The sequence below is a fragment of the Azospirillum sp. A1-3 genome (genome assembly GCF_023806445.1).
Lineage (GTDB): Bacteria > Pseudomonadota > Alphaproteobacteria > Azospirillales > Azospirillaceae > Azospirillum.
Genome location: NZ_JAMSLU010000003.1, coordinates 434,808 through 461,803, shown reverse-complemented (window position 1 = coordinate 461,803; position 26,996 = coordinate 434,808). Strand labels below are relative to the sequence as shown.

The following is a 26,996-nucleotide window of genomic DNA, read 5'->3' as shown; positions in this document are numbered from 1 at the left end:
GAAACCTGTTCTTTTTAAACTTCATCGCCCGGCTCTCCCACGAAGTGGTCCTTCGTGGGAGAGCCGGGCGGAACTGTTTTGGGGAACCGGCAGGGCGTCGGCTCAGAATAGCCCCTGCGCCTCGCGCGCGTAGTCCAGCAGCTTCTCCACCGACCGGGCACGGTCGGCCGTTTCGGCAAAGCGCGTCCGTGCAGCCTCCGCCGCCTGCGACCTTACGGCCGGATCCTGCCCGAGCGCCACGGCGCGCTCCAGGAAGGCCGTCTCGTCGGCAACCGTCATGGCCGACCCGACCACGCCGGCGACGTCGCCCCGGGCATAGGTCACCACCGGCAGGCCGTCCGCCAATGCGAATGCGGCGCTACCGCCGCCTCCCTGGCGCGGCGGGTTGAGATAGGCGGTCGCCACGCCGTACAGCCCGCGAATGCCCTCCACATTGCCCAGCACATGCATCCGCGCCGCGTTGCGGGCGGCGGCGATCCGGCCGGGCAACTCCGACACCGCGCCGGCGAAGGCGACCTGCCCATCCGGCACGCGGTCAAGAAGGCGGTCGAGCGTCTCCAGGAACTCCGGCCCGACCTCCTGGTCCAGGCGGTTGCCGACCACGACGTAAAGCGGCCCGTCTGCGGGCAGGCCGAACTCTGCCCGGCTGCGTGCGGGACCGGCGGCGGGCAGCGTCCAGCCGAAGGAGAAGGGACGGAAGCGTGCCCGCGCTTCCTCCGGCCAGCCGGCGGCATCGTCCTCCGGCGCATAGCCCAGCAGAATGGTGGCGAGCGAGGGCGACAGGCCGCTGGAGGTCGGCAGGAAAACCACCGGGCGGCTGCCGGCGAACAGGTCGGCCACGGTGTTGGACCCGCCGAAGGCGACGATCACGTCGGGGTCGAACCGCTCCACCGCCTCGACGATGGCGGTCAGCTTCTCCTCGTCGAAGCGCGGCTGCGGGAAGGACAGCATGCGGACGTTCGCGCCCTGGGCGGAGATGGTCTGCTCGCCGTCATAATCCTCGGTGACGTTGTAGCTGTATTCGGGGACGAAGCCGTTCTCCCCCTCCACCGCCATGGCGTTGGGGTTGACGATCAGCACCTCGCAGCCATGGTCGTCCTGCAGCCGGCGGGCGTAATCGAAGGCATCGGCCGTGGGCTGGTGGCCTTCGCCCAGCATCTGGTTGGTGATCAGCGCCACCCGCTTGACCGCCGCGCGCGGAGACGTGCGGCGTAGGCGGGCGTCCAGGTCGTAGCGGCGCGCGGTCTCCTCCACCAGCAGCCGGTAGAAACGGCGGAACTCGCCATTGGTGAAGGCGCCGACGTCGCCCTTGCGGGCATCGCCCTGGAACAGCCGCAGGGCGATTCCCCAATAGGCGTAATGCATGGAGGGCACGGAGAAGCGCAGGGGATCTTCCAGCGCCGTGTTCACCAGATTGCGGTAATAGGCGATGTCACCGCTCAGCAGGAACAGCAGGGACTGGCGCCGCATCACGTCGCCCATGGTATAGCGGGCATCGACCTCCGCCGCGGCGGAGGCGCGGATATCGTCGTCATAGCGGCGGATCAGATTCGCAAGCGCGCCGACATTGCCCCAGCCCTCGCCTTCGTTGGTCAGCAGGCTCAGAGCGCGGGCGAAGCTGAGCGCCGCCTCGCGCTGTCGGCCGGAGGCGTGCAGGGCGTGGCCCAGATTGGCGTGGAACAGGGGAGAGCTGTCGTCGCCGGCCACCGCCTGGGCGATTCGGTCGACCGCCTCCTCCGCCCGGCCGGATTGCAGGGCGATGACCCCAAGCAGATGGAGGGCGTCCGGATGGCCGGGCGAAGCGTCCAGCACGTCGCGGTACAGCCGCTCGGCCTCCGCGGTGCGGCCGGCCCGGTGGTGTTCCGTCGCGACGGCCAACGTCTGCTCGATCTGGTCCATGATGCACGTCCTTGCTGTCGGGGCGGCCCCCATCCCCCGGAGACCGTCGTCCCATGCTGTTTACTCTGTTTTAGGGGACACGCGATCAACTTTCCGCATGCGTAGACCTACGACCATTCGGGGAGGCTGCAGCCGCGGCGTCATCTCCCGACCGACAACAGCCATTACGGGCATCCTGGCACGGTGTCTTTTCTGGGGCCTGCTCGCCATTGCGGGCGCCATATCGGGCACCATCGCGGGCGCCACGGGGGCCGCCGCGTCCCCGCCGATGGAGGGGACGGTCGGGGAGGCCTCCGGCGGGCCGTCGATCGCGATCAGCCTTGCCGACCGCCGGCTGTACCTGACCGGTTCCGATGGCGAAGTCCGCAGCTTTCCGGTCGCCATCGGCCGTCCCGGCGTTCCGATCCCCGTCGGCGACAGCACCATCCAGCGCAAGCGCCGCAATCCGACATGGCGGCCGACCGCGCATCAGCGGCGGGACAAACCCTCTCTGCCGCGGGCGGTGCCGCCGGGGCCGAACAACCCGCTGGGCAAGTTCGCGCTCGACCTCGGCTGGCCGGCCATCGCCATCCACGGCACCAACGAGCCGGACTCGGTGGGCAGACGGGCCAGCGGCGGCTGTTTCCGCATGCTGCCCGCGGACATCGAAACGGTCTTCGCAGCGACCGAGGTCGGCACGCCGGTGCGGGTGGTGCGGGACTCGCTGGGCGGGAGCGTGCCGGAACGGGCGGCGCCCCCGCCTACGTCCTTGCCGGCGAGGACGCTCCCGGCCGCGGTCAGGGCGGTCCCGCCGGCCGCCGTGCGCCCGCAGCCGGTGGCCGCCGTGGCCGCTTCCAGCATGCCCGCTTCCTCCATGCCCGCTGCGCCGGTGGCGGAGCATCCACCCGCGCCGGTTGCCGATCCGCGCTGTGCCACGGTGACGGCGCCGTTGCGGCGGATGATCTGCGACGTCCCCGCACTCGCGCTGCTCGACGGCCGCGTCCGTGGAGCGCAGGAGCGGTTCCTGGCCGGCATCGCCGATCCCGCGGCCCGTGCCACGGCGTCCTACGACCTGATCCAGGAGGAGCGCCGCTTCCACGAGCGGATTGCCGCGCTGTGCTGGGTCCGCAGCGGGACCGAGGGCGACCCGGCGGTGGCCGCGGCGGCGCAATCCTGCCTGACCACGGCTCTCGGGCGCCGGTTGAGCGACGTGACGGAACGGATCGCCGGCCTGCGGCGCGGGATGCGGCTGGCCGGAGAGCCATAGCCGGAAAGGCCGAATAGCACCGTCCGCGGTCATTCTGGCTTGCCTGCATGCCTGCGGACTGCTAACCCGCAGGACCTAACCGTTCGGACAATCCGCCGCCCATGCCGATCGACTATTATTTGAACATCGCGGCCTCCGGCCTGCTGACCGGCCTGGTCTATGGGCTGGCGGCGCTCGGCCTGTCGGTCATCTTCGGCGTGGTGCGCGTCGTCAACTTCGCCCATGGCGAGATGATGGTGGCGGGCATGTACGGCGCCGTGCTGCTGGGCGGCTGGCTCGGGCTGGACCCGCTGCTGTCGGCGCCGATCATGGCCGCGCTGCTGTTCGTCTGCGGCTGGCTGCTGCAGCGCGGGCTGGTGAACAAGTTCGTCGAGCGGCCGGAGCACATGCAGTTCATCCTGCTGCTGGGCGTCGCCACCATCCTGGTCAACGCCATGCTGATGCTGTTCGGCCCCGATGCCCGCAATGTCCAGGTGCCCTACAGCTTCGACACGGTGGAGATCGGGTCGATGCTGCTGGACGCCGTGCGGCTGCGCGCCGGGGCGGCGGCCATCGTGGTGGCGGCGGCGCTGTTCGCCTTCTTTCGCTTCAGCCGCACCGGCAAGGCGATCCGTGCCTGCGCCGACAACCCGCTGGGCGCCCGTGTGGTCGGGCTGAACATCGATGGCCTCTATGCGCTGACCTTCGGCATCGGCGCCGCGGTGGTCGGGGTGGCCGGCGCGCTGATGACCCTGCTGGTCGATGCCCGGCCGCAGCTGGCGCCGGAATACACGCTGCTCAGCTTCATCATCGTCATCGTCGGCGGGCTGGGCAGCCTGCCCGGTGCGCTGCTGGGCGGTGTGCTGATCGGCATGTCGGAGGCGCTGGCCGGCTTCCTGCTGACGCCGTCCCTGAAATCCCTGTTCAGCTACGGGGTGCTGATCGTGGTTCTGCTGCTGCGCCCGCAAGGGCTGTTGGGGAAACGGTCATGAGCGGCCTTTCGGGAGTGACCGGGCGCGGCATGGTGCTGTTGGTCCTGGCGGCGCTGGGTCTGGCGGTGGCGCCCTTCGTCGCCGACCGCTATCTGGTTTCGGTTCTGACGACGGTGCTGTGGTTCGCCTATGTCGGGCAGGCCTGGAACGTGATGATGGGCTTTTCCGGCCTGCTGTCGCTGGGCCACGCGCTGTATGTCGGCCTCGGCGCCTACGTCAGCGCCGCGCTGTTCGTTCATTTCGGCATCGGTCCCTGGGCCGGCATGGTGCTGGCGATGCTGGTCGCGGTGGTGGCCGGCTGCGTCATCGGCTTCCTGGGCTTCCGGTTCGGGGTGAAAGGCGTGCATTTCGCCCTGCTGACCATCGCCTTCGCCGAGGTGGCGCGCATCGGCTTCGACCACATCACCTGGGTCGGCGGCTCCGGCGGGTTCTTCCTGCCGGTGGAGGCGGGGGCGAGCGATCCGCTGAACCTGCGCGGCTCGCCCGTGCTGTTCTATTACGTGGCGCTGGCGCTGGTCGTCGGGGCGCTGCTGCTGTCGCGGGTGCTGCTGCACAGTCGCCTGGGCTACCAGTGGCTGGCGGTGCGCGAGGAGCCGGACGCGGCGGAGGCGTCGGGCGTCGATCTGTTCCGCGCCCGCATGACCGCGGTGGCGGTGTCGTCCGCCCTGACCGCGCTGGGCGGCGTGTTCCAGGCCTTCTATTTCAACAACCTGTTCCCGGAGCAGGTCTTCTCCATGGGCCGCTCCATCGAGATCATCCTGCCGGCCATCGTCGGCGGCATCGGCACGCTGGTCGGCCCGATCCTGGGCGCCTTCATCCTGACTCCGCTGGGCGAGGCGCTGACTTTCCTGATCGAGGCCGGCGGGCTGGATTTGCCCGGCCTGAAGCAATTGTTCTATGGCGCGGCGCTGGTGGCGATCGTGGTGTTCCGGCCGGAGGGCGTCTGGCCCTGGCTGGCCCGCCGCCTGCGCCTAGTCCGCCAGCCTGGAGATTTCCGCCAGCCGGGGGAGGGCGCCTGAGATGACCGCTTTGCTCGAAGTCGAGGGACTGTCGAAGCGCTTCCGCGGGCTGAAGGCGGTGTCGGAGGTCAGCTTCACCGTGCCGGAGGAACGTATCCTCGCCCTGATCGGTCCGAACGGCGCCGGCAAGACCACCACCTTCAACCTGATTGCCGGCGTCTTCCCGCCCGACGAGGGCCGTGTCACGCTGAAGGGCCGCAATCTGACGGGGCTGAAGCCCAATCAGGTCTGCGCCGCCGGGATCGGCCGCACCTTCCAGATCGTCAAGCCGTTCGGTCAGCTGACGGTGGAGGAGAATGTCGTGGTCGGCGCGCTGGCCCGCGAACGGTCGGTGGAGACGGCGCGCATCCAGGCCCGCGCGGTGCTGGAGCGGCTGGAACTGGCCGATCAGGCCAACCGCCCGGCGCGCAGCCTGACCCTGCCCGACCGCAAGCGGCTGGAGGTCGCCCGCGCGCTGGCCACCCGTCCGACCCTGCTTCTGCTGGACGAGGTTCTGGCGGGACTGCGTCCCACCGAGGTCGATCGGATGGTCGAGGTCCTGCGCGACCTGAACCGGCGCGAGGGGCTGACCATCCTGATGATCGAGCATGTCATGCGCGCGGTGATGGCGCTGTCCGACCGCGTGGTGGTGCTGGACCATGGCGAGAAGATCGCCGATGGCGTCCCGGCGGAGGTCGTCGCCGACCCCCGCGTCGTCGAATCCTACCTGGGCGCCGAAGCGCTGGACTGATCCGGTCCCTCAGTTGCTGAGGTTCGCCGGATCCTCGCGGTAGGTGACGGAGGCGACCTCGGCGGTGAGGGGATGGCCGGGATAGGTGAAGCGGTGCAGCCACTGGGTGTCGCCGGACGCGCTCCAGAAGCGCAGCATCAGCCGGCCCGGCATGCGCGGCAGTTGCTCCGGCGGGCCGGAGACCTGATGAACCGGCTTGCCGTCGACGGTCCAGACGATGCCGTCGGGCTTCCAGTCGAAGCCGTAGCTGTGGAAGCTCTTGGCGGCGTCGAACCCCAGATCGACCACTGCATTGCGGTGCCCGACGCCGTTGACGACGTAGCTGATCTCCAGCTTGGTGGTGTCCTTGCCGGCGATGCCCAGCGTGATCTCGTCCCAGGGATCGCCGAAGGGCGGGCCGGTGTAGTGGGAAACCGAGGTCATCACCCCGTCGGCCTTCACCGCCTTCAGCGACACCGTGTAGGCGCCGTAGCCGTAGAAGCGGTGCGTCGAATATTCGCCGCAGGAATAGCGGTCGTAGCCGGTGATGCGGTCGTCCACCGTCAGGGCGAGGCGACCCTTGCTGGCGGTGACGTTGGCGCGGCTCCAGGTGCAGTTCATGTGCCCGCCCGCCTTCCAGCCGTCGGACCGTTGCCAGCGCGAGGGATCGAAGGAGCCCGAAGTCTCGCTGAAACTGCCGCCGATGTGGCTGAACAGCGAGTCCGCCAGCGCAGGGCCAGCGCCGGAGTAAAGAGAGCTGGCCAGCAGGGCCGCGAGGCCCGCGCCGATCAGAGTGCTCCTCCGCACGCCGTGTCCCGTGGCGATTCTCCGCATGGCCGTTCCTCCCGCTGCTGCCGGGCCAACCCGAAATTTCGGTCGGCCTGCACCCCGATATCGCAGGTGCAGGGCAGGGCGGCAACCGCGCGGGCGGGGTGCGCCCTCCTGCCAGCCGGCGTACCTCAGGGGATGAGCATCGGACCGTCAGACGTCGGTGACGCCGCTTTTGGGGATGCGCACGTCGCGGTGGACCGACATGCTCAGCAGCAGGCCGACGCCGATCATCAGTGTCATCATCGCCGAGCCGCCGTAGGACACCAGCGGCAGCGGGATGCCGACGACCGGGATCAGCCCCATCACCATCGCCACGTTGACGAAGACGTAGAGGAAGAACTGCGCGGTCATGCCGACGGCGACCAGCCGACCGAACTGGCTGCGGCTGTTCAGCGCGATGACCCAGCCATAGATGAACAGCAGCACATAGAGAGCCAACAGCGTCGCGGCGCCGACCATGCCGAACTCCTCCGCCAGGACGACGAAGATGAAGTCGGTGTGCTTTTCCGGCAGGAACATCAGCTGGCTTTGCGAGCCGGACATGAAGCCCTTGCCGAACAGTCCGCCGGATCCCAGCGCGATCTTCGACTGCAGGATGTTGTAGCCGGCGCCGAGCGGATCGGTCTCCGGATCGAGGAAAGTGTAGACGCGCTGCTTCTGGTAATCGTGCAGGAACTCCCAGGCGATCGGGATGGCGCTGAGGCCGCCGCCGATCACCAGCAGGAACTTCCACACCCGGACACCGGCGGCGAAGAAGATGGCGCCGCTGCCCATGATCAGCAGAAGAGAGGTGCCGAGGTTCGGCTGCATCAGCACGAAGGCGACCGGCGTGAAGACGAGCAGAAGGGGCGGGATCAGCAGCAGCGGCCGGCCGATCTGGTCCAGCGTCACCCCATGGAAATAGCGGGCGAGCGCCAGCGTCAGCGCCGGCTTCATCAGCTCCGACGGCTGCAGCTGGAAGAAGCCGAGGTCGATCCAGCGCTGGGCGCCCATGCCGATGCGGCCCATCATCTCCACCGCGATCAGCAGGCAGAGCACGACGAAGAAGATGACGTAGGCCGATTTCATCAGGTGGCGGATGTCGATCAGCGCGATGCCCAGCATCAGGACCAGGCCGGGAATGGCGCGGACCAGCTGCGGCTGGGCCCAGGGCTTCCAATGGCCGCCGGCGGCGGAATAGAGCAGCCCGACGCCGACCCCGGTGATCGTGCAGACCAGCAGGACCAGCCCCCAGTTGATGAGCCTGAATTTCGTGCCGAGCGTCAGCTGCGACCGCTGCGGCTCCAGGCCGCCGGAGCCGAGATTGGAAAGAACCACGACCTTACGCCGATGTTGCCGGAAGGGACGGAGCCGGATCGGAGCCGGCGGCTCGGACCCCGAAAGATCGGGCGGAGCAAACCGTCCGGAGGGGACCGGCGCGGATAATGCGGCAAGCGGTCCCGCGGGTAAAGGCGGCCGTGCGCCGGCCGCTTTTTCTAACCGGCTCCGCGTGCCGGATAAGGCGGGTGTCAGGCTGGCATGGGCACCGGATGGGTCGCTTCGGGGAAGAAGCGGACCTGATTGCGCCCGGCGTGCTTGGCGTCATAGAGGGCGGTGTCCGATTGGGCCATCAGATCGGAAAACTCGCTGTGCTCCCTGGTCAGGCTGACGCCGCCGATGCTGCAGGTCACCGTCACCCCGGCTTCCGCGCCGAGCTGGGCCAACTGCCGTTCGATGGCACCGCGCAGCCGCTCGGCCAGCATCCGGCCGGCCTCCGCCCCGGTTTCGGGCAGCAGGATGGCGAATTCCTCCCCGCCGATCCTGCCCAGGGCATCCTCGTGCCGGATCTGCCCGGTGCAGCAGTCGGCCACCGCCCGGATCACCCGGTCACCGAAGGGGTGGCCGGCGTGGTCGTTGATCGATTTGAAACGGTCGATGTCGAGCACCAGCACGGTCAGCTCGCGCCCATATCGACGGGCCCGGCGGAATTCGACCTCGCCCATTTCGAACAGGCGACGGCGGTTCAGGGCGCCGGTCAGCCCGTCGGTGTGGGCGAGCTTTGACAGTTCGCGGTTGAACTCGTCGCTGGCCATTAGGACATAATTGATCGCCCCGATGACGGTCCCCAGCAGCGACAGCAGGAAGGTCGCCCGTTCGACGCGGTCATCCAGCATATAGGTGGTCGGGGCGTCTTCCTGTGCCATACCGGCGGACATGCGGACCAGATAGACGACGGCGAGGGAGGCGCACAGCAGTCCGGTGACGTAGTGGGGTATGCCGCGCCCCTCGTAGCGGACCAGCACCTCGAAGGCGATCACCAGCAGCACTGCCGACGTCGCGAAGCTGACCAGGACGCGCACCCAGCCGATGCCGCCGCCGGCGAACAGCAACAGGAGGCAGGACAGGCCCACGGCCGCTCCCACCGTCGCCGGCACGAAGGGCCAGACCGGTCGGTTCTGAAGATGGCGGACACTGGTGTAGTTCATCGACAATCCGGCGAGTCCGATTCCGTTGGCGAGCGGAATCAGAAGTTCCGGCGCCTGGCCCCCGCGAAATCCGGCGATGAGGAAGGCGGAGCCCAGCAGGAATTTCCCATAAGAATAGGCCCGCAGGGATCCGCGAATGTGACGGGGGTAGCGGCCGGAGGCCACAACGATGGACAGCCCGACCGCAAAGCCTATGACAGTGATGACCTGCGCGATGAAGGTGGTCTCGAAATCCATCGGCAAGCCCGTTACGCACCGTTACGCCGGTATGTCTGGGCACGCTATACGAAGCCTTTGCCGGTGACAAGCCGCAGGGGTGAACTCTGCGCAGGGATTCCTGATCATTGCAGCTAGATTGCTTCTGGCGCCAATTTTGGGTTGTGAACGCTTGGGTCAGCCCCTGTTGGGGGCATAGCCCTTGGCGAACAGGTCGACGGCGGCGTCGACGTAGCGCTCCAGTTCGTCGTCGCTCGGCCGCTCGCTCAGGCACAGCAGCAGCTTCATGTGCATGTTCGCCTTCAGCAGCCCGAAGAACTGGTGGGTGGCGAGATCGCAGTCGGTGATCGCCAGCTCGCCCTTGTCCGCCATATGGGTCATGAACTGGCGGGCGCGCTGGAAGGTCTCGGCCGGGCCGCTTTCATAGAAGGCCTGGGCGAGCTGGGGCTGGCGCAGCACCTCGCCCAGCACCATCCGGTAGACGCCCAGCGCCTTCGGCGAGGCGATGAAGCGGACGAAGGTGCGGCCGATCAGGCGCAGGCCGTCCGCCGCCGGCAGGTCCATCGCCTCGCTCCAGACGCTGCTCATGACGGAGTTCGCGCATTCGCAGGCGACCATCGCCCGGAACAGCTCTTCCTTGCTGCCGAAATGCGCGTACAGGGTTGCCTTGGACACGTTCGCCTTCTTGGCGACGGCATCCATGCTGACGGCGCTGTAACCATGTTCCAGGAACAGGGTGCCTGCGGCCTCCATGATCTGGGCCTGCTTCGATCCTGCTTCGGGAGTGGGGGCAACCAATGTGGTCATGCGCGTCTCGCCGGAGTCCATGCTGCCTCGGTCCATGTTCCTGGCCCCTACCGCGTTCTGCATCGCCCGACAAGCCTCCTGACACCAATTGCCAAAAACTAAACCGTTCAGTTCGGTCTTGACAACAGATAGGTCGTCCGCCATCTTCCGACAAGACTAAACTGAACGGTTCAGTTTCTTTTCCGTGACGGCGCCGGAAAGAGCGCATCGGCGGGAATGCGGATCGGACCGCGGTGGATTGGGGATAGAGACAATGGCGAATGGCGTACGGAAGATCGTGCTGTCGGGCGTTGCGCTGGCTGTGCTGGCAGGTGGCGCCGTCGCCGGCGAACATTGGTGGACCACGGGCCGGTTCCTGGAGTCGACCGACAATGCCTATGTGCAGAGCGACATCACCGTCGTCAGCCCGAAGATTTCCGCCTATGTCCGCGACGTGAAGGTCGCGGAAAACCAGCTGGTGCGGACGGGCGACGTTCTGGCGGTGCTGGACGACCAGGATTTCCGTGCCAAGGTGGCGGAGGCCGAAGCCGCCGTCACCGCGCAGAAGGCGGCGCTCGGCACGTTGGACAGCAAGCTGGAGCTACAGCGCACGGTGATCGACCAGGCCGCCGCCACGCTGGCGAGCGCGGAGGCCGAACAGCGCCGCGCCCAGCAGGAGTTCGAGCGCAGCCGGTCGCTGGCCAGCGACAGCTGGACCAGCCGGCAGAAGCTGGAGACCGCCGACGCCGACCTGCGCAAGGCGGTGGCCCAGGTGGCGAAGTCGCGGGCGGCGCTGGCGTCGGAGAACGAACAGGTCAACGTCCTGCACGCCACCCGGACCGAGACGGAGGCCCATCTGGCCCAGGCCCAGGCGACGCTGCAGACCGCGCGCAACGACCTGGACAACACCGTGATCCGCGCGCCGGTCGATGGCGTGATCGGCAACCGCGGCGTCCAGGTCGGCCAATATGCCCGGCCGGGAGTGCAGTTGCTGTCGCTGGTGCCGCTGCCCGACGTCTATGTGGTCGCCAACTTCAAGGAGACCCAGCTGGCGCACATGCGCCCCGGCCAGCAGGTCAGCATTTCCGTCGACGCCTTCCCCGACCGCCATCTGACCGGCACGGTGGAGAGCTTCGCCCCGGCGTCGGGGTCCAAATTCTCGCTGCTGCCGCCGGAGAATGCGACCGGCAACTTCACCAAGATCGTGCAGCGGGTGCCGGTGCGGATCGCCCTGCCGCGCGACAACGCGCTGGCCGGCCTGCTGCGTCCAGGCCTGTCGGTGGTGGCGGAGGTCGACACCCGCGGCGCCGATGCCCAGCCGCATGTGGCGAGCGGCGGCGTGTTCGGCGCGCTGTCCGACAAGCAGGCGGTGGCCGCCAAGTAAGCGGCGGTCACGCTCCGGCGGGGGCGCCGCCCCGTCTCCCCCCTTCGGGGGCGGCGTTCCCGCCATCAATCAGAGTGACATTCAGGCCGGAGCCGCGCCCCCTCCTTTGGGGGCGGCAGTCGTTCGGCCGCGACGGAAGGCAGCGGTTCCATGGCGACACCGGCCCAGGGCATGCGCCCGCTCACATCCCGCGACATCGCCGGCTTCTTCGCGATGGTCGTCGGCATGTTCATGGCGATCCTCGACATCCAGATCGTCTCCAGCTCGCTGTCGGAAATCCAGGCGGGGCTGGCGGCCAGCGCCGACGAGATTTCCTGGGTGCAGACCTCCTACCTGATCGCGGAGGTCGTGATGATCCCGCTGTCGGGCATCCTGTCGCGCATCCTGTCGACCCGCGTGCTGTTCACCGTGGCCGCCGCCGGGTTCACCCTGACCAGCGTCGCCTGCGCCTTTGCCGGCGGCATCGAATCGATGATCGTCTGGCGCGCGCTGCAGGGCTTCATCGGCGGCGCCATGATCCCGACGGTGTTCGCCACCAGCTTCATGATCTTCCCGCCGGAAAAGCGGGCGGGCGTGTCGGTGATGATGGGGCTGGTCGCCACCATGGCGCCGACCATCGGCCCGACGCTGGGCGGCTATCTGACCCAGCACATGTCCTGGCACTGGCTGTTCCTGGCCAACGTCATTCCCGGCATCCTGGTGACCTCGCTGGTCTGGTTCCTGGTCGATGTCGACCGGCCGAATCCGGAACTGCGCAAGGGCTTCGATTTCGTCGGGCTGGCGCTGATGGCCGCCTTCCTGGGCAGCCTGGAATATGTGGTGGAGGAGGGGCCGCGGAACGACTGGTTCGACGACGAGGCGATCTTCGGGCTGGCCGTGGTGGCCGCCGTCTCCGCCGTCGGATTCTTCTGGCGGGTGCTGTCCTACCGCAATCCCATCGTGGAACTGCGCGCCTTCGCCGACCGCAACTTCGCCATCGGGTCGCTCTACAGCTTCATCCTCGGCATCGGCCTCTATGGGTCGGTCTATCTGCAGCCGCTGTTCCTGGCCCGCGTGCGCGGCTTCAACAGCCTGCAGATCGGCGAGATCATGTTCGTGACCGGCGCCTTCCAGTTCATGTCGGCCCCGATCGCCGGCGCCCTGTCGAAGCGGATGGACCTGCGCGCCATGCTGGCGCTGGGTCTGATCCTGTTCGGCACGGGCGTCTGGCTGAACAGCCATTTCACCGCCGAGACCGGCTTCTGGGAACTGTTCCTGCCGCAGGCCGTGCGTGGCATGTCGCTGATGCTGTGCTTCATCCCGATCAACAGCGTGGCGCTGGGCACCCTGCCGCCGGACAAGCTGAAGAACGCGTCGGGCCTGTATAACCTGATGCGCAATCTGGGCGGCGCCATCGGCCTTGCCGCGATCAACACGGTGCTGACCGACCGCAACGCGCTGCATCTGAACCGACTCGGCGACAATATGAACCTCGCCCGGCCGGAGGTGCAGCAGATGGTCGACAACCTCAGCCAGCGCTTCGACGGGCTGGTGGCCGACCCCACCGCCGCGGCGATGGCCCGGCTGGTCGGGCTGGTCCAGCGCGAGGCGCTGATCCTGACCTTCAACGACGCCATGCTGCTGATGTCGGCGGTGTTCTTCGGTGCGCTGCTGTTCATGCCGCTGGTGCGCCGGCCGGGCGCGCCGGTGAAGGCGGATCACTAAGCGTGATAGGTTGCTGCCCTGGGGTTGTGCTATAGCTTGACCGATCGTCCGAACGCACGTCCGAATCCTGCCGAGCCCCCCAGTCGAGACCCATGAGCAAGCGCCAATATACCCGAGCCGAGGTCAAGGAACTGCTGGGCGCGCTGGAGCGCCAGTGCCGTGAAGCGTCGAAGCTGGCCCAACTGGCTGAGCATGAGGCGAGCAAGCACAGCTTCGGCGCCTATCGCGACTTCCGCGACAAGGTCGGCGAATTCCAGGCGCTGGTCATCCTGATCGAGCAGCGCATGCGCAATCTGGTCGACGCCCGTTCCGACGACCTGCGCGACCAGTTCGAGAAGCTGGACATGGTGATGCTGGCCCTGCTGGTGCGCGCCAGCATGCGTTTCTTCTTCGTGCTGTCGGCGAATCCGATCTTGCCGATGGGCGCCCGCGAGATTTTCGTGGCCGAGCTGCGCAGCCTGCACGACGCGGCGGAAAAGCTGAAGCGGCCCAACTATGCCGGCAAGCTCGGGCCGGACCTGGACCGCGATCTGGAGACCGCCTCGCTGATCCTGGAAGAGATCATCGACAAGGCGCCGAGCCTGCTGAACTTCCGCGGGGCTCCGATCGGGGAGTAGCGGGGCGGGGAGTAGGGGGCACCCGCGAAGGCGCCCCCATACCACTCACTTCGCCAGGAACTGCGCGATCGTGTCGCCCGCCTTGCCGATGTTCACCACCCCGTCGAGATGGCCGAGGGTCGAGGTGATCGACTCGGTGTACTCCACTGCGTTGCCTTGCTTCTCCAGCCGGTCCTTCAGCGGGCGCATGTTGCGGTCGGGCGGGAAGACGAGGTCGTCGGCCGACGGGATCAGCAGCACCGGCGCCTTGATCTTCGCCAGCCCATCCTCCAGCGAGGCGCCGTTTCCGGTTACGAAGGTCTGGTTGGCCTTCACCAGATAGAGGAAGTGGTTGGCGTCGCTGACCGCGGCGCGGCCGGCGGCGGCCTTGTCCAGCCAGGCTTCGATGGCGTACTGGTTGCCCATCGCCGCCTTCGGATCCTTGCCGTCCTCCGCCCATTTGCGGCCGAAGGCGGCGTCCGCCCATTTCCAGTGCCGCGCCTGCAGGGTGACCAGCTTCAGCGCCTCGGTCAGGCCGGCCTTCGGCTCCGCCTTGCCGTAATAATCGCCGTTGTTCCAGTTGGGGTCGAGCTTGATCGGTGCGGCCCACAGGTTCAGCCAGCCGATCAGGAACGGATCGGTTTCCGGCCCGCCGATGGCGGCGATGACGCGCTTGACCATCTCCGGATGGTCGGCCCCCCATTCGAAAGCCTGGAGCGAGCCCATCGAGCCGCCCATCACCGCCTGCAGAGTCTTGATGCCTAGGCTGTCGATCAGCGCCTTCTGGACATTGACGAAATCCTGGATGGTGACGACGGGGAAGCTCATGCCATAGGGCTTGCCGGTGTCCGGGTTGATGCTGGCCGGGCCGGTGGTGACGACGTTGGGGTCCTTCGGCGACAGGTTCACCAGCGTGTCGGAGCTGATGATGAAGTATTTGTCGGTGTCCAGCGGCTTGCCGGGACCGATGATGCTGTCCCAATAACCGGGCGCGGCGTCGTCGGCCTTGTATTTCCCCGCGGCGTGGCTGCTGCCGCTGAAGAAGTGGGTGACGAGGATGACGTTGTCCTTGGCGTCGTTCAGCTTGCCGTAGCTTTCCCAGCCGATGCGGACGTTCTTGATCGTCCCGCCGCCGGTGGTGGTGTAGGACGGCATCTCGAAGACCTTCTTCTCGACGATGCCGTCCAACGCCAGCGCCGGCAGGGTGCCGAACAGACAGGCCGCCATGGCGAGGCCGCCGAGGCAGCCGGACCAGATGGAACCGCGGACAACCCCACGCATAAGCATCCCCCTCCAGAATTGTTCGCCTGACACTCTATTCCGGTGGCGCAGTCTACCCATAAGGTTGCGGCTGTCCAGCCGCCATCGGTGACGCTTACGGTTAGGCGAATAGGGCCAAGCGGGTGGAGGTAGCGCATCAGTGCAGGCGGACGGCGGTTCCGTTCACCGACACCATCAGCATGCCGTTCTCCTTCCCCAGCACCTCGTAATCGACATCCACCCCGACCACGGCATCGGCGCCCAGCGCGCGGGCTGACTCCTCCAGGTCGGCGAAGGCCGCCTCGCGCGCGTCGCGCAGTGCCGCCTGATAGCCGCCGGCCCGACCGCCGACGATGTCGCGCACGGAGGAGAACAGGTCGCGGAACACGTTGACGCCCATGATCGCCTCGCCGGCGACGATGCCGAGATAGTGGGTGATCTGGCGGCCTTCGACGGAATCGGTGCTGGTGACGATCATGGTCACATCTTTCAAGGTGGTTTCGCTGCCGCACAGATGGGGCCGCCATGGCCGAGTCCAAGGCGGCACTGCGAAATCGCAGGGCGTTCTAGTCCATCGCGCCTTCCCCCACCCCGTCCGTACCGTGTAGGACAAGGTGGGGCAGGCGAGGGGGAAAGCGATGGACGACACACGGCGAGCCATCCTGCGCTGGATGACCGGCGTCATGGAGGCGAAGGGCTGGAGCGCCGGCGGTTGGGCGCGGCTGGCCGGCGTCACCGCCACCAACCTGACCCGCTTCCTGCGCGATCCCGTGATGGGCAGCGTGCCCAGCGCCGACACGCTGGCCCGGCTGGCCCGCGTTGCCGGGTCGGAGCCGCGATTCCTCGACGACCATGCCTATGCGCCGGTCTCGCGCGTGCCGGTGCTGACTCTGGAGCAGGCGCACATCTTCCTCGACCTCGGCCGCAGGGCGGGGGAGGCGTTCCTGGCCGGGGCGCTGAAGGACGGCGCCGCGTCGGTCGCGATGGACGGCCGCACCTCCCGCCGGGCCTTCGCGCTGCGCATCCTGTCCAAGAGCCTGGACGCCGCCGGCGTGCTGCCGCGCGACTGTGTGGTGCTGGAACCGCTGGACGTGCTGACTCCGCAGACGGGCGACGTGGTGGTGACGGTGGGCGAGGGCACGATCTGCGGGTATCGCTTCTTCCCGCCCCATCTGATGCCGGTCTCGACCGATCCCGACTGCCGCCCCACTGCCTTCGACCGCGCCCATGTTGCCGGAGTCGCCGTCCACGTGGTGCGAGCGCTTCGCATGTAAAAGGCTGCTGCGGCACGAGTCGCGGCGCGCGTTCCAATCCCCCGCGACTCGCAAAAACGGACGTCTCTACTCCGTCCGTTTTGTCTTGTGATGTCTCTCGTCAGAAGACACCAAATATAGCGTGTTTTCAGGACTTTGAGCTGGTCTACGGCCAAGCCATAGGTTCACGTTTTGTTCTTGAAAGCTGCGTGTTCGCATCCCATATTCAGGGTCCAGTGAGGCGGTCCGAAAAACATGCTGCGAAGTCGCAGCAACGGTCACGCTTCGGGGTTCGGAAAGTCGGGAAAAGCATGGCGATCACTCAGGCACAGCGGGACTTGCGGGCGGGGCGGATCGGGTCGTCGGACGCGACGCGCGTGATGGCCGGCGACTGGCTGTCGCTGTGGCGCGAGAAGACCGGCCGGGTCGAGCCCGAGAACCTGGATCTCGTCGCCGCCGTTCAGATCGGAATCGCGACCGAGCATCTGCATCCGCGCTTCGTCGCCCATGCCACCGGCCGCGATTGCGTGGAGGCGCCCGACACCTATCGCCATGCCGAGCATGACTGGATGGTCGCCCACCCCGACTTCCTGACCCGCAGCGCGGCCGACGGTGCGCTCGACACCATCGTGGAGGCGAAGTTCAACAGCGGCTTCCAGACCGATGCCGACCTCGCCCGCCGCTATCACTGGCAAGTCCAGCATCAGCTGGCGGTGGTCGGGCTGGATCGCGCACTGCTGTCGATCCTGCGCCCGACCGGCCACAGCCTGATGACGGTGGATCGGCACCCGGACGATGTCGAGCGGCTGATCGAGACGCTGGAAGCCTTCTGGTGGCACGTCGTCAACGATGTCGAGCCGTCGGACCCGCTGCCGATGGACGCTCCGTCCTATGAGAACGGCCGCGTCTTCGACATGGGGCGGCACAACCGCTTCCGTGCGTTGGCCGACCGGCTGGTCGCCAACCGGGCGGCTGCGCTGGCGGTGAAGGAGGACGAGGCCGCTCTGAAGGCGCTGATGCCTGACGACGCCCGCATCGCTTTTGTTGCCATCGATCAGGCCGATGGCCGGTCGGGTGGCCTCTATCTCGCGCGCGACCGCGAGGGCCGGCTCAGCCTGCGCTATGGCGCACCGCCGCGCCGTTCCCTGGCAGAGGCGCAATCCTGGGGACCCTCCGCTGACCCGAACGCGGTGGAGTTCAGCCTGGAAACAGTGCTGACCGCCGGCTGGGGTGAGGGGAGAGCCGAAACGTTTGGACAAGAAGGACCCAAATCATGGGACGCATGAGCAAGACCGACCACGTCGTTGCCGACACCGAAACCCCCGAATCGAGCGTAACCGAGTCCAACGTGACGGAGACCACCCAGGCCGAGCCGAAGACCGGCGGCAGCCGCGGCTCCCACGGGTCCAAGGGGTCCGCCGGCGGCAGCCGGGTGGAAGAACCGCAGCGCATCGACACCATGTTCCTGTGGAACCGGCTGAAGCGCACCGATCCGAAGGCGACCAAGCCCTTCACCCGCTCCGGTGGCTTCCGCGGCACGCAGATCGACCCGACCTGGCGCTTCCAGATGATGACGGAGGTGTTCGGTCCGATCGGCAAGGGCTGGGGCTATGAGCAGGTCGACTGGACCATCGCGGAACGGATGATCTTCATCTGTGCCCGTGTCTGGTACATCGACCCGGAGACGAAGGAGAAGTGCTTCACCGGCCCGCAGTGGGGCGGGACCGAGATGGTCCGCCGCCGCAACGGCATGGAGATGCCGGACGACGAGTGCTTCAAGATGTCGATGACCGACGCCGTCGGCAAATGCCTGCTGCAAATCGGTCTGGCCGCCGACGTCTATATGGGCCAGTTCGACGACAGCAAGTACCGGGAGGAGTCGGAGGCCTTCTATGCCGCCAAGTCCAACCCGGACCTGCAACCCGCCGCCGTCGAAGCCTTCGAGGCGGAGGTGAAGCGTCGCCTGGGAGCCTGCCTGGATCTGGACGACCTGGAGGAGGTCTGGCGGTCCGGCGTCGGCACCCGCCTGCGCGAGATCGGCGCCATCGACCGCGCCGCCCAGCACCGCATCACCGGCCTGTTCGCCCAGAAGAAGGCCGAGATTCTGAAGCGCGAGGAAGAGGACGGGCGGGAAGCCGCCTGACGGAGGCCCCATGATCCAGACGACTCATAACACCGGCGACCGGTCGCCCAGCGGACTGTTCCGCATGAGCGCCTGGGAAGGCGAGTTCGAGCGTGCCAACGCCCAGTTGCCGCGCTGGTACTGGAATCGCGACCAGCGCCGCCGCCACTACGCCCGCTGGGTGGAGGCGGAGGCCGAAACGCTGGCGATGCGGCTGTCGGGACTGCTGCGGTCCGACACCCCGGCGGAAACCGAAAGCGCGGCCCGCGTCCTCGTCGAGTCCCTGTCGCGTGACATCGACTGGGCTCGACGGTTGGAAGACTCGGAATCGGAAGACAGGACGTTCGCCCACGCCGCCTGACCGCAGGCGGCATCAAGGGAAGGATATCATCTCATGACGATAGAAGAGGTCCAGGCGCGTCTGCGCGCCGCTCAAGCCCGCATTGGGCGTGAGGGCCGCTTCGCCCTCACCCTCAGCCTGGATGGGCGCGAGGAATGCTACATCACCCATTGGTTCCGCCCCGAGCCGCACGCCTTCGAGGACTGCCGCGCGGTCGGTTCCGGAACCCTGGCCGAATGCCTGGACGCGCTCGACCGCTATGTGGCGGCGAACCGGGTGCGTGACGAGGCTCCGGTGCTGATGGCGGCCGAATGACATCCCCGTAACGGTCAAACCATCGGCCTTTCTCCCCTCGTCCCCCCCGCGGACGAGGGGACTTTTTTTGCCTGCCGTTCGCGGGCTGCCGCGGTTGTGCTATGGTCTCCACCTTCAAGCGGAAGGGGAGCGATCATGGATCCCGTACTTGCCTTCGCCAGCATCGTCGGCGCCATCGCGGTCGGCGCCGCCAGTCCGGGACCGAGTTTCGTGCTGGTCGCCCGCACCTCCATCGCCGTATCCCGCCGGGCCGGCTTGGCCACCGCGCTCGGCATGGGGATCGGCGGCGTGTTCTTCGCGTCGCTGGCGCTGCTGGGTCTGCATGCCCTGCTGTCGCAGGTCGGCTGGCTCTATGCGGTGCTGAAGCTGGTGGGCGGCGCCTATCTGCTCTACCTCGCAATTCGCATCTGGCGTGGAGCCGGGGAGGCTCTTGTGCTGGCGGAGGAGGGGCAGACCGCACCCGCCGGGCTGATGCGGCCTCTGTTGTTTGGGCTGCTGACGCAATTGAGCAACCCGAAGACGGCGCTCGTCTATGGCAGCATCTTCGCCGCGTTGATGCCGGCCGAACCGCCGATGTGGCTGTTCGTTTTCCTGCCGCTGGCGATCTTCCTGATCGAAGCGGGCTGGTACGCCATCGTCGCCGCGGCCTTTTCCGCCGGCCGGCCGCGCGCCGCCTATCTCAGGTCCAAGCGCTGGGTCGACCGGGTTGCCGCGGCGGCCATCGGTGGTTTGGGCGTCCGCCTGATGTCGGACGCTTTGCCCCCTCCCTAACCCTCCCCCGCGTTCCGCGGGAGAGGAAACTCCGCCGTTATGCAAATCTCCCCTCTACCGCCGAAGGCGGGGGAGGGAGGGACCCGCGGCGAAGCCGTGGGAGGGAGGGGGCAATCGCCCTTACTTCTTCTTGCCCGACTGCGCCCTGGCGAACGCCTCGGCGAAGGCGCTGTTGATCGGCTCCGGCGCCTTGGCGGGCTTCGGCGCTGCCTTGGCCACAGGCGCCGCCGGGCGGCGATCCTGCTGCTGCGGCGGACGGGCGGGCCCGCGGTCGTCGCGGCGCTCTTCCCGACGGGCCGGGCGTGCGGCTTCCTCGCCCATGCGCATGGTGAGGGCGATGCGCTTGCGGGGAATGTCCACCTCAAGCACCTTCACCTTCACCACGTCGCCGGCCTTCACCACCGTGTGAGGGTCCTTCACGAAGCTGTTGGCAAGCTGGGAAATATGCACCAGGCCGTCCTGGTGGACGCCGATGTCGACGAAGGCACCGAAGGCGGTGACGTTGGTAACCACGCCTTCCAGCATCATGCCCGGATGGAGGTGCTTCAGCTCCTCCACGCCCTCCTTGAAGGTGGCGGTTTTGAACTCCGGACGGGGGTCGCGGCCGGGCTTTTCCAGCTCCTTGATGATGTCCTCGATCGTGGGCAGGCCGAAACGCTCGTCGGTGAACTCCTCCGCATTCAGGCCGCGCAGGAAGCGGGCGTCGCCGATGACGCTGCCGAGGTCGCGGCCGGTGGTCTTCACGATCCGCTGGACCACCGGATAGGCTTCCGGGTGGACGGCGGAGCCGTCGAGCGGATTTTCGCCGTCGCGGATGCGCAGGAAGCCGGCGGCCTGCTCGAAGGTCTTCGGTCCCAGCCGCGCCACGTCGAGCAGCTGCTTGCGCGAGCGGAACGCACCGTTGCGGTCGCGATGTTCGACGATGTTGCGGGCGATGGTCTCGTTCAGTCCCGACACGCGGGTCAGCAGCGGGATCGACGCGGTGTTCAGGTCAACTCCGACCGCGTTCACGCAGTCCTCGACCACCGCATCCAGCGAGCGGGCCAGCTTGCCGCCAGCGACGTCATGCTGGTATTGGCCGACGCCGATCGACTTCGGCTCGATCTTCACCAGCTCGGCCAGCGGGTCCTGCAGGCGGCGGGCGATGGAGACGGCGCCGCGCAGGCTGACGTCCAGGTTGGGGAACTCGTGCGCCGCTGTTTCGGACGCCGAATAGACCGAGGCGCCGGCCTCGCTGACCACAAGCTTGGTCAGGGACAGCTCCGGATGGCGCTTCATCAGGTCGGCGGCCAGCTTGTCGGTTTCGCGCGACGCGGTTCCGTTGCCGATGGAGATCAGTTCCGCTTTGTGCCGGGCCGCCAGAGCCGCCAGCACCGCCAGCGAGCCGTCCCAGTCATTGCGCGGCGGATGCGGGTAGATGGTCGTCGTTTCCACCAGCTTGCCGGTGGCATCGACCACCGCCACCTTCACGCCGGTGCGGATGCCGGGGTCGAGCCCGATGGTGACGCGCTGACCGGCCGGGGCGGCCAGCAGCAGGTCGTGCAGGTTGCGGGCGAAGACGCGGATTGCCTCGTCCTCCGCCCGTTCGCGCAAGCTCCCCATCAGGTCGGTCTCGATATGCGGGCCGATCTTCAGCTTCCAGGTCCAGCGCACCACGTCGGACAGCCACTTGTCGGCTGGGCGGCCCTGGTCGCGGATGCCGGTGTGGACGGCAATGGTGCCCTCCGCCGGGTGGGGCTGGCCCTCTTCGACCGGCAGATCCAGGCGGATGTCGAGCACGCCCTGCGCCCGGCCGCGGAACAGCGCCAACGCCCGGTGCGACGGCAGCTTCGACCAGTTTTCCGAGAAGTCGAAATAGTCGGAGAATTTGGCGCCTTCGGCCTTCTTCTCCTCGATCACCTTGGAGGTGACGACGCCCTTGTCCGCCATGGCGCTGCGCAGGCGGCCGACCAGTTCGGCATCCTCGCCGAAGCGTTCCACCAGGATGTGGCGGGCGCCGTCCAGGGCGGCCTTGACGTCGGCGACACCCTTCTCGGCATCGACGAAGGCGGCGGCCTCGGCCTCCGGCTGCTTCTTCGGGTCGGCCAGCAGCGCGTCGGCCAGCGGCTCCAGCCCGGCCTCGCGGGCGATCTGGGCCTTGGTGCGGCGCTTCTGCTTGTAGGGGAGGTAGAGGTCCTCAAGCCGGGTCTTGGTGTCCGCCTGTTTGATCTGGCGTTCCAGTTCGGGCGTCAGCTTGCCCTGCTCCTGGATGGTCGACAGGATGCTGGCGCGACGGTCCTCCAGCTCCCGCAGGTAACCCAGACGCTCCTCCAGGGTGCGGAGCTGGGTGTCGTCCAAGCCGCCGGTCGCCTCCTTGCGGTAACGCGCGATGAAGGGGACGGTCGACCCCTCGTCGAGCATGGCGATGGCGGAAGCGACCTGGGACTCGCGGACCGACAATTCGTCGGCGATGCGCTGGCTGATGGACAGCATGAGGCAGGGATCCTGCGGACTTGTGACGAACAAAAGGGTGTCTGTCATAGCGCGTCGGAGCGGGGGGACGCCACCCCGGCCTTTCGGCAGAGGGACCGATAGCCCAAGCCGAAGCGCAACCATTCGCGGCAGTTTTCCACAAAAAAGTGGTAGGGGATGTTTTCTCCCTACCATTCATCGGCCGTTAACCATATCGGCCCTATACCTCTGCGTGCAACTTGGTTGCGTTTCCTCCCGAACCAACTCAGGGCGGCCCGGCGGTGATACCGTCAGGCCGCCCTTCCTTTTTTTGGCAAAGAAAAAGGGCCGGGACGGACATGCCATCCCGGCCGGACCCCAAAAAGTGTCTGCCACCGGTCCAAACCGAAAGGATCAGGGAAGGCGGCTTTCGGCCAGGCGCAGGCGGCCTTCGGGGGAAAGGCGGGAAAGGGTGTCGACGACGCGCATCTCGAACTCGTTGCGCAGCGCGGCGTCGTTGGCGTGGATGCTGTCGAACAGGGCCTTGAGCCCGGCCGGATCGAAGGGTTCGGCCATCAGGGCCATGCGCAGGCGCGGCGCGAATTCCTCGCGGCTGACATGCATCCGGACGAACAGAGGACGGGCATCGTCCATCGCCTTGCGCAGGATCGAGGCGTCGGCCTGCGACAGGTGCCGCGATGCGTCGTCAACGAAGCGCTCCAGCAGATGCTCCGGCCCGCCGGGCGGTGGAGGCGGCGGGCGGAAGGCGTGGGCGACGACGAAGCCGCCGGCCAGCATGTTGAGCGCAAGGGACCCGACCAGAAGGAACCAGGGCCAGCGGCGCCGAATGGCCGGCGTCATCTCACGTCTCCCAGATAGCTGACGATCATCACGCCGGACAGGGCGGGTGTGCTTGTCTTTTCGAAGGAAATCAGGCCCTGGCTGTAACTGAGGAAGCCGACCAGCGCCATGCTGGCCAGGAAGCCGGCGAGCGGGGCAGGGCGAAAGGGCGGCCGCGACAGGAACCAGGGGACAAACTCCGGCACGATCCGCTGGGCCAGACAGTCGGCGATGCGGTCATAGACCTGTGCCTCGCGCCGGGCGGAGACCTGCGGCGTCGAGGCGGCGTCCAGCAGCGCGTCGGTGATGGCGGCGTCGGCCAGCAGGTCGCGGGCCTCGGCGCTTCCGTCCAGCAGGGTCAGCGCATCCACCCTGGCGGAGCGCGGCCAACGGTCCAAGTCGGCGCCGTAGGCGGCGGCATAGCGTTTGAACTCTTTGAGCGTCATGACCGTGCACCGTCCTTCTGACGGATCAGGGGTTGAAGCCGGGCCCGCACGACGCGGCGCGCCCGGACCAGCAGACTTTCCATAGCCGAAACAGACACCTGCAATATTTCCGAAGCCTCAGCGCACGTCATCTCCTCATGGTAGCAGAGACTGAGCGCCGCCCGTTGCCGTTCGGGCAGGGCGGCGATCGCGGCATCCACCGCGGCACCGATCCGGATGCCGTCGATCACCGTCTCGGCGCTCCAGGCCGGATCGACGATCTCGCCGGCATCGTCCAGGGGGGCGAAGCTGCGCCGCCGCTTGTAGTCGATGGCGCGGTTCACCACGATCCTGTACAGCCAGGTGGTGAAGCGGGTTCCATCGCCGCGCCAGCGGTCGGCATTGGCCCAAATCTGCAGGAAGGCGTCCTGCGCGACCTCTTCGGCGTCGGCGGCGTTCCCGACAACCCGTTGGGCCAGGGCGATGCTGCGGCGCAGATGCCGGCGCGTGAGGGTTCCAAACGCTTTCCGGTCACCGGCCGCGGCGCTCGCCATCAGCGCCTCGTCGGTCACCGTTTCCTCGGTAGGCTCCACGCCGTATTCCGCCCGCTCCCGGTTTCTGTCAGCGGTTTATACGCGGCCGGAGGCGGATGTCCTGCGCGGAGAGCGGTAATTTTCCGATCAAGGATTTCCCCAACACCCGGCCCTCCCCGCCATTTTATTTCCATAAGAATGCTTATGTGTTTTTTGGCGCCGTAGTGGGTAGGTTCTATTCTGAAGTGCAACTTTCTTGTAATCACAGGGCTTTACGGGTCGTGAGCGCTGATGGGTGAACATTATTCGCAGATCGATTTCGCAGAGCGCCGCCGCATCCAGGACATGCGCGACGCCAAGATGCCGGTGACGGTGATCGCCGAGGCTTTGGGCCGTCACCGGTCGACCATCCACCGGGAAATCCGGCGCAACTTCTATCACGACCCGTTCCGGGATCGCTGGGGCCAGGAGTACAAGGGCTACTTCTGCACCAGCGCCCAGAAGTATGCCCGTGATCGACGCTCTCGGCGTCGATTGAAACTGACGCTCAAGCCGGTTCTGCGCGACCACGTGATCGCCAAGCTGCGCGAGGGCTGGTCGCCGCAACAGATTGCTGGCCGCCTCAAACTGGATGCTTCTGATGGCGCAACAGTGTCGCACGAGACGATCTACCGCTTCATCTATGGACCGGAAGGGAAAACCCTCAATCTCTATGCGCTTTTGGCCGTCGCCCGGCGTCGGCGCCGCAAGCGTATGGGTCGCAAACCACGCAGCAGTCCGATTCCCGCCGAGCGCTCGATCGCCAATCGTCCGGCCGAGGTGGAGACCCGGCAGAGTTTCGGGCACTGGGAATGTGACTTGGTGATCTTCAGCCCTCAGTTCGGAAAATCCAACATCACGTCTCTTCAGGAGCGTCAGAGCCGATACCACATCCTCATAGCCAATGAGGATCGTCGCTCAGCCGAGGTGATCAGCCGGATCGCAACAGTGCTTGGCAAATTTCCACATCATGCATGCCGGACCATTACTTTTGACCGGGGAACGGAGTTTCTGTCCTACAAAAGCCTATCGTTGGACAGTTACTTTTGCAATCCGCACAGTCCCTGGCAGAAAGGTGGCGTTGAAAATGCCAACGGACGTTTGCGGCGATATTTGCCTCTGGGCATCCCTGTAGCGGAGCGCAATGGCTCAGCACTTGCCGCCCTCGCGAAGCGGCTCAACAATACGCCACGCCGCTGCCTTGACTACAGGACGCCAGCCGAAGTCTTTGCGGTCAATCTGGCGGCTTCGAAGATCGGGCGGTGAATACCAGCTACGCCTGAGCGCCATGAGAGGCCGTGAAACCAGCAGGCCTCCCCTGCCCCGCCGCTCGCACCGGTGGGTCCACAGGCTTGATCCGCCATCGCGATGGAGGCGCGCGGATCAAGCCTATGGACTACCGGTACGAGCTCTCCTCTCCTGACGCGATCGATAAAAAGCAGGCCGCCCGATCAACAAAAACGTGTTGTCGCACTTCAGCTTGATTCCGCGAGTGGCGGGCCTTACCATCGGCGCGGTGCCCGCTGAACATCCTTGCCCGTTCTGCGGGAACTGCTTGGCCGAGAATTGGTTGATCCAAGCATGACCGTGGCCTCACCGGGTAACCGGCGGCATCACGAACGAAGCGATTGAAGGACCGACATCATGCTCAAGATTCTCGGCTGGGCCATCCTGATCATCTTCATCATCGGCCTGCTGGTCGTCACCGGAATCCTGAAGCTGATCTTCTGACCGAACTTCTGATCCTGACCTGCCCTGCCCGTTCATTCCTCCGCCATCGCCAGGGCGCGGCGCAGGTGGGTGCGGCAGTCGGCGACCATGCGGCGGATCAGGTCGTCGCAGGTCGGGATGTCGTCGATCAGGCCGATCACCATGCCGGCCGAAACCACCCCATCCTGGACATTGCCGGACTGGAGCGCGGTACGGCCGCGCTGGCCGGCGACGAGCGGCCGGACCTCTTCGAACTGCGCGCCGCCGGGGCGTTTTTCCAGCGCGACGACCTCGTCCGACACGGCGTTTTTGAACACGCGGGCGGTGTTGCGCATGCTGCGCAGGATCAGGTTGGTGTCGCGCTCGCCGGCGGCGACCAGCGCCTGCTTGATGCTGTCATGCACCGGCGCCTCCCGCGTGCAGAGAAAGCGCGTGCCCATGTTGACGCCCTGGGCGCCGAGGGCCAGAGCGGCGGCCATGCCGCGCCCGTCGGCGATCCCGCCCGAGGCGATCACCGGAATGCGCAAGGCCCGCGCCGCGGCCGGGATCAGGATCAGACCGGGGATGTCGTCCTCGCCCGGATGCCCGGCGCATTCGAAGCCGTCGATGCTGATGATGTCCACACCCGCCCGCTCGGCGCTCAGTGCGTGGCGGACACTGGTGCATTTGTGCAGGATGCGGATGTCGTGCGCCTTCATCCGCTCGACGAAGGCGCGCGGGCTGTTGCCGGCGGTCTCCACGATGGTGATGCCGCTGTCGATGATGACGTCGAGATAGCGCTCGTAGGGCGGCGGTGTCACCGCCGGCAGCATGGTCAGGTTGACGCCGAAGGGACGGTCGGTCATCGCGCGGCAGCGCGCGATCTCGCCCGCCAGATCCTCGGGCGTCGGCTGGGTCAGCGCAGTCAGGATGCCGAGCCCGCCGGCATTCGACACTGCGGCGGCCAGTTCGGCCAGCCCGACCCACTGCATCCCACCCTGTACGATCGGGTAATCGATGCCGAGCAGGCGCGTCACCTCGGTTTGCATGGCGTCCCCTTCCCCACCCGTCTCATTGGCCGCTGACAGTCGCGGAGTCCCTACGGCATGCTTTCTTATAAGCGGAACCAAGCTTGATTGCGGAATATGATCTT

General features: G+C 67.0%; 26 protein-coding genes and 1 pseudogene. 14 read left to right on the top strand and 13 right to left on the bottom strand.

Features of this window, described 5'->3' with window-relative positions:
* Positions 1-102 precede the first annotated feature (102 nt).
* Positions 103-1,899 carry a tetratricopeptide repeat protein gene (locus M5E06_RS19855; RefSeq protein ID WP_252139673.1) on the bottom strand — a complete coding sequence of 599 codons (1,797 nt, stop codon included), beginning with the start codon at positions 1,897-1,899 and terminating at the stop codon, positions 103-105.
* A gap of 268 nt (positions 1,900-2,167) precedes the next feature.
* Here M5E06_RS19855 and M5E06_RS19850 point away from each other — a divergent pair, with 268 nt between their 5' ends.
* The 4 genes from M5E06_RS19850 to M5E06_RS19835 all read left to right on the top strand — a co-directional run bounded on the left by M5E06_RS19850 (position 2,168) and on the right by M5E06_RS19835 (position 5,865).
* Complete coding sequence (locus M5E06_RS19850) at positions 2,168-3,145, top strand: L,D-transpeptidase (protein WP_252139672.1); 978 nt, start codon at positions 2,168-2,170, stop codon at positions 3,143-3,145.
* 101 nt (positions 3,146-3,246) lie between these two features.
* A complete protein-coding gene (locus tag M5E06_RS19845) occupies positions 3,247-4,116 on the top strand; it encodes a branched-chain amino acid ABC transporter permease (protein WP_109153757.1) in 870 nt (289 codons plus the stop codon).
* Positions 4,113-5,135 carry a branched-chain amino acid ABC transporter permease gene (locus M5E06_RS19840; RefSeq protein ID WP_252139671.1) on the top strand — a complete coding sequence of 341 codons (1,023 nt, stop codon included), beginning with the start codon at positions 4,113-4,115 and terminating at the stop codon, positions 5,133-5,135. Before M5E06_RS19845 ends, M5E06_RS19840 begins: the two co-directional genes overlap by 4 nt.
* A gap of 1 nt (position 5,136) precedes the next feature.
* Positions 5,137-5,865 (top strand): ABC transporter ATP-binding protein, encoded by a 729-nt coding sequence (locus M5E06_RS19835; RefSeq protein WP_109153759.1) that lies wholly within the window; start codon positions 5,137-5,139, stop codon positions 5,863-5,865.
* 9 nt (positions 5,866-5,874) lie between these two features.
* Here the strand turns inward: M5E06_RS19835 and M5E06_RS19830 are convergent, their stop codons facing one another.
* From M5E06_RS19830 to M5E06_RS19815, 4 genes are all read right to left on the bottom strand, one after another.
* Positions 5,875-6,678, bottom strand: coding sequence for a family 16 glycosylhydrolase (locus tag M5E06_RS19830; protein WP_252139670.1), 804 nt, complete (start codon positions 6,676-6,678; stop codon positions 5,875-5,877).
* Positions 6,679-6,825: 147 nt separating this feature from the next.
* Positions 6,826-7,992, bottom strand: a complete 1,167-nt coding sequence (gene rodA / locus M5E06_RS19825; protein ID WP_109153761.1) for a rod shape-determining protein RodA — start codon at positions 7,990-7,992, stop codon at positions 6,826-6,828.
* Between the two features lie 191 nt (positions 7,993-8,183).
* Positions 8,184-9,377, bottom strand: coding sequence for a GGDEF domain-containing protein (locus tag M5E06_RS19820; protein ID WP_252139669.1), 1,194 nt, complete (start codon positions 9,375-9,377; stop codon positions 8,184-8,186).
* Positions 9,378-9,533: 156 nt separating this feature from the next.
* On the bottom strand, positions 9,534-10,163 hold the full coding sequence (locus tag M5E06_RS19815) for a TetR/AcrR family transcriptional regulator (RefSeq protein WP_252139668.1): 630 nt from the start codon (positions 10,161-10,163) through the stop codon (positions 9,534-9,536).
* 253 nt (positions 10,164-10,416) lie between these two features.
* On the opposite strand from M5E06_RS19815, the gene M5E06_RS19810 reads away from it, so the two are divergent.
* The 3 genes from M5E06_RS19810 (at position 10,417) to M5E06_RS19800 (ending at position 13,847) form a co-directional block, all read left to right on the top strand.
* The gene (locus M5E06_RS19810; protein ID WP_252139667.1) at positions 10,417-11,526 is read left to right on the top strand and encodes an HlyD family secretion protein; all 1,110 of its coding nucleotides are present in this window, start codon (positions 10,417-10,419) and stop codon (positions 11,524-11,526) included.
* Between the two features lie 150 nt (positions 11,527-11,676).
* The gene (locus M5E06_RS19805) at positions 11,677-13,230 is read left to right on the top strand and encodes a DHA2 family efflux MFS transporter permease subunit (protein WP_252139666.1); all 1,554 of its coding nucleotides are present in this window, start codon (positions 11,677-11,679) and stop codon (positions 13,228-13,230) included.
* Positions 13,231-13,322: 92 nt separating this feature from the next.
* Positions 13,323-13,847 carry a hypothetical protein gene (locus M5E06_RS19800; RefSeq protein WP_085083701.1) on the top strand — a complete coding sequence of 175 codons (525 nt, stop codon included), beginning with the start codon at positions 13,323-13,325 and terminating at the stop codon, positions 13,845-13,847.
* Positions 13,848-13,892: 45 nt separating this feature from the next.
* On the opposite strand, the gene M5E06_RS19795 is transcribed toward M5E06_RS19800, so the two are convergent.
* Positions 13,893-15,107: an E22 family MetX-like putative esterase gene (locus M5E06_RS19795; protein WP_252139665.1), complete on the bottom strand. Its 1,215-nt coding sequence runs from the start codon at positions 15,105-15,107 to the stop codon at positions 13,893-13,895.
* 136 nt (positions 15,108-15,243) lie between these two features.
* Positions 15,244-15,564, bottom strand: coding sequence for a heavy metal-binding domain-containing protein (locus tag M5E06_RS19790; RefSeq protein WP_252139664.1), 321 nt, complete (start codon positions 15,562-15,564; stop codon positions 15,244-15,246).
* Positions 15,565-15,724: 160 nt separating this feature from the next.
* Here M5E06_RS19790 and M5E06_RS19785 point away from each other — a divergent pair, with 160 nt between their 5' ends.
* The 6 genes from M5E06_RS19785 to M5E06_RS19760 all read left to right on the top strand — a co-directional run bounded on the left by M5E06_RS19785 (position 15,725) and on the right by M5E06_RS19760 (position 19,887).
* Positions 15,725-16,360 carry a helix-turn-helix domain-containing protein gene (locus tag M5E06_RS19785; RefSeq protein ID WP_252139663.1) on the top strand — a complete coding sequence of 212 codons (636 nt, stop codon included), beginning with the start codon at positions 15,725-15,727 and terminating at the stop codon, positions 16,358-16,360.
* A gap of 290 nt (positions 16,361-16,650) precedes the next feature.
* On the top strand, positions 16,651-17,625 hold the full coding sequence (locus M5E06_RS19780) for a YqaJ viral recombinase family protein (protein WP_252139662.1): 975 nt from the start codon (positions 16,651-16,653) through the stop codon (positions 17,623-17,625).
* A complete protein-coding gene (locus M5E06_RS19775) occupies positions 17,613-18,482 on the top strand; it encodes a hypothetical protein (protein WP_252139661.1) in 870 nt (289 codons plus the stop codon). The genes M5E06_RS19780 and M5E06_RS19775 overlap by 13 nt, the downstream gene beginning before the upstream one ends.
* Positions 18,483-18,492: 10 nt before the next feature.
* On the top strand, positions 18,493-18,822 hold the full coding sequence (locus tag M5E06_RS19770) for a hypothetical protein (RefSeq protein ID WP_252139660.1): 330 nt from the start codon (positions 18,493-18,495) through the stop codon (positions 18,820-18,822).
* 33 nt (positions 18,823-18,855) lie between these two features.
* On the top strand, positions 18,856-19,116 hold the full coding sequence (locus M5E06_RS19765; RefSeq protein WP_252139659.1) for a hypothetical protein: 261 nt from the start codon (positions 18,856-18,858) through the stop codon (positions 19,114-19,116).
* A 135-nt stretch (positions 19,117-19,251) separates the two neighbouring features.
* A complete protein-coding gene (locus M5E06_RS19760) occupies positions 19,252-19,887 on the top strand; it encodes a LysE family translocator (RefSeq protein ID WP_252139658.1) in 636 nt (211 codons plus the stop codon).
* 120 nt (positions 19,888-20,007) lie between these two features.
* On the opposite strand, the gene M5E06_RS19755 is transcribed toward M5E06_RS19760, so the two are convergent.
* From M5E06_RS19755 to M5E06_RS19740, 4 genes are all read right to left on the bottom strand, one after another.
* The gene (locus M5E06_RS19755) at positions 20,008-22,359 is read right to left on the bottom strand and encodes a Tex family protein (RefSeq protein WP_252139657.1); all 2,352 of its coding nucleotides are present in this window, start codon (positions 22,357-22,359) and stop codon (positions 20,008-20,010) included.
* Between the two features lie 372 nt (positions 22,360-22,731).
* Complete coding sequence (locus M5E06_RS19750) at positions 22,732-23,178, bottom strand: periplasmic heavy metal sensor (RefSeq protein WP_252139656.1); 447 nt, start codon at positions 23,176-23,178, stop codon at positions 22,732-22,734.
* Complete coding sequence (locus tag M5E06_RS19745; RefSeq protein ID WP_252139655.1) at positions 23,175-23,603, bottom strand: hypothetical protein; 429 nt, start codon at positions 23,601-23,603, stop codon at positions 23,175-23,177. Before M5E06_RS19745 ends, M5E06_RS19750 begins: the two co-directional genes overlap by 4 nt.
* Positions 23,600-24,154, bottom strand: coding sequence for a sigma-70 family RNA polymerase sigma factor (locus M5E06_RS19740; RefSeq protein ID WP_252139654.1), 555 nt, complete (start codon positions 24,152-24,154; stop codon positions 23,600-23,602). Before M5E06_RS19740 ends, M5E06_RS19745 begins: the two co-directional genes overlap by 4 nt.
* A 252-nt stretch (positions 24,155-24,406) precedes the next feature.
* Here M5E06_RS19740 and M5E06_RS19735 point away from each other — a divergent pair.
* Positions 24,407-25,577, top strand: a pseudogene (locus M5E06_RS19735) (IS30 family transposase).
* Between the two features lie 170 nt (positions 25,578-25,747).
* Here the strand turns inward: M5E06_RS19735 and M5E06_RS19730 are convergent.
* Positions 25,748-25,921, bottom strand: coding sequence for a hypothetical protein (locus M5E06_RS19730; RefSeq protein ID WP_252139653.1), 174 nt, complete (start codon positions 25,919-25,921; stop codon positions 25,748-25,750).
* Entirely contained in the window at positions 25,918-26,892 is a 975-nt protein-coding gene (locus M5E06_RS19725; RefSeq protein ID WP_252139652.1) for an NAD(P)H-dependent flavin oxidoreductase, read from the bottom strand. The genes M5E06_RS19730 and M5E06_RS19725 overlap by 4 nt, the downstream gene beginning before the upstream one ends.
* Between the last annotated feature and the right edge of the window lie 104 nt (positions 26,893-26,996).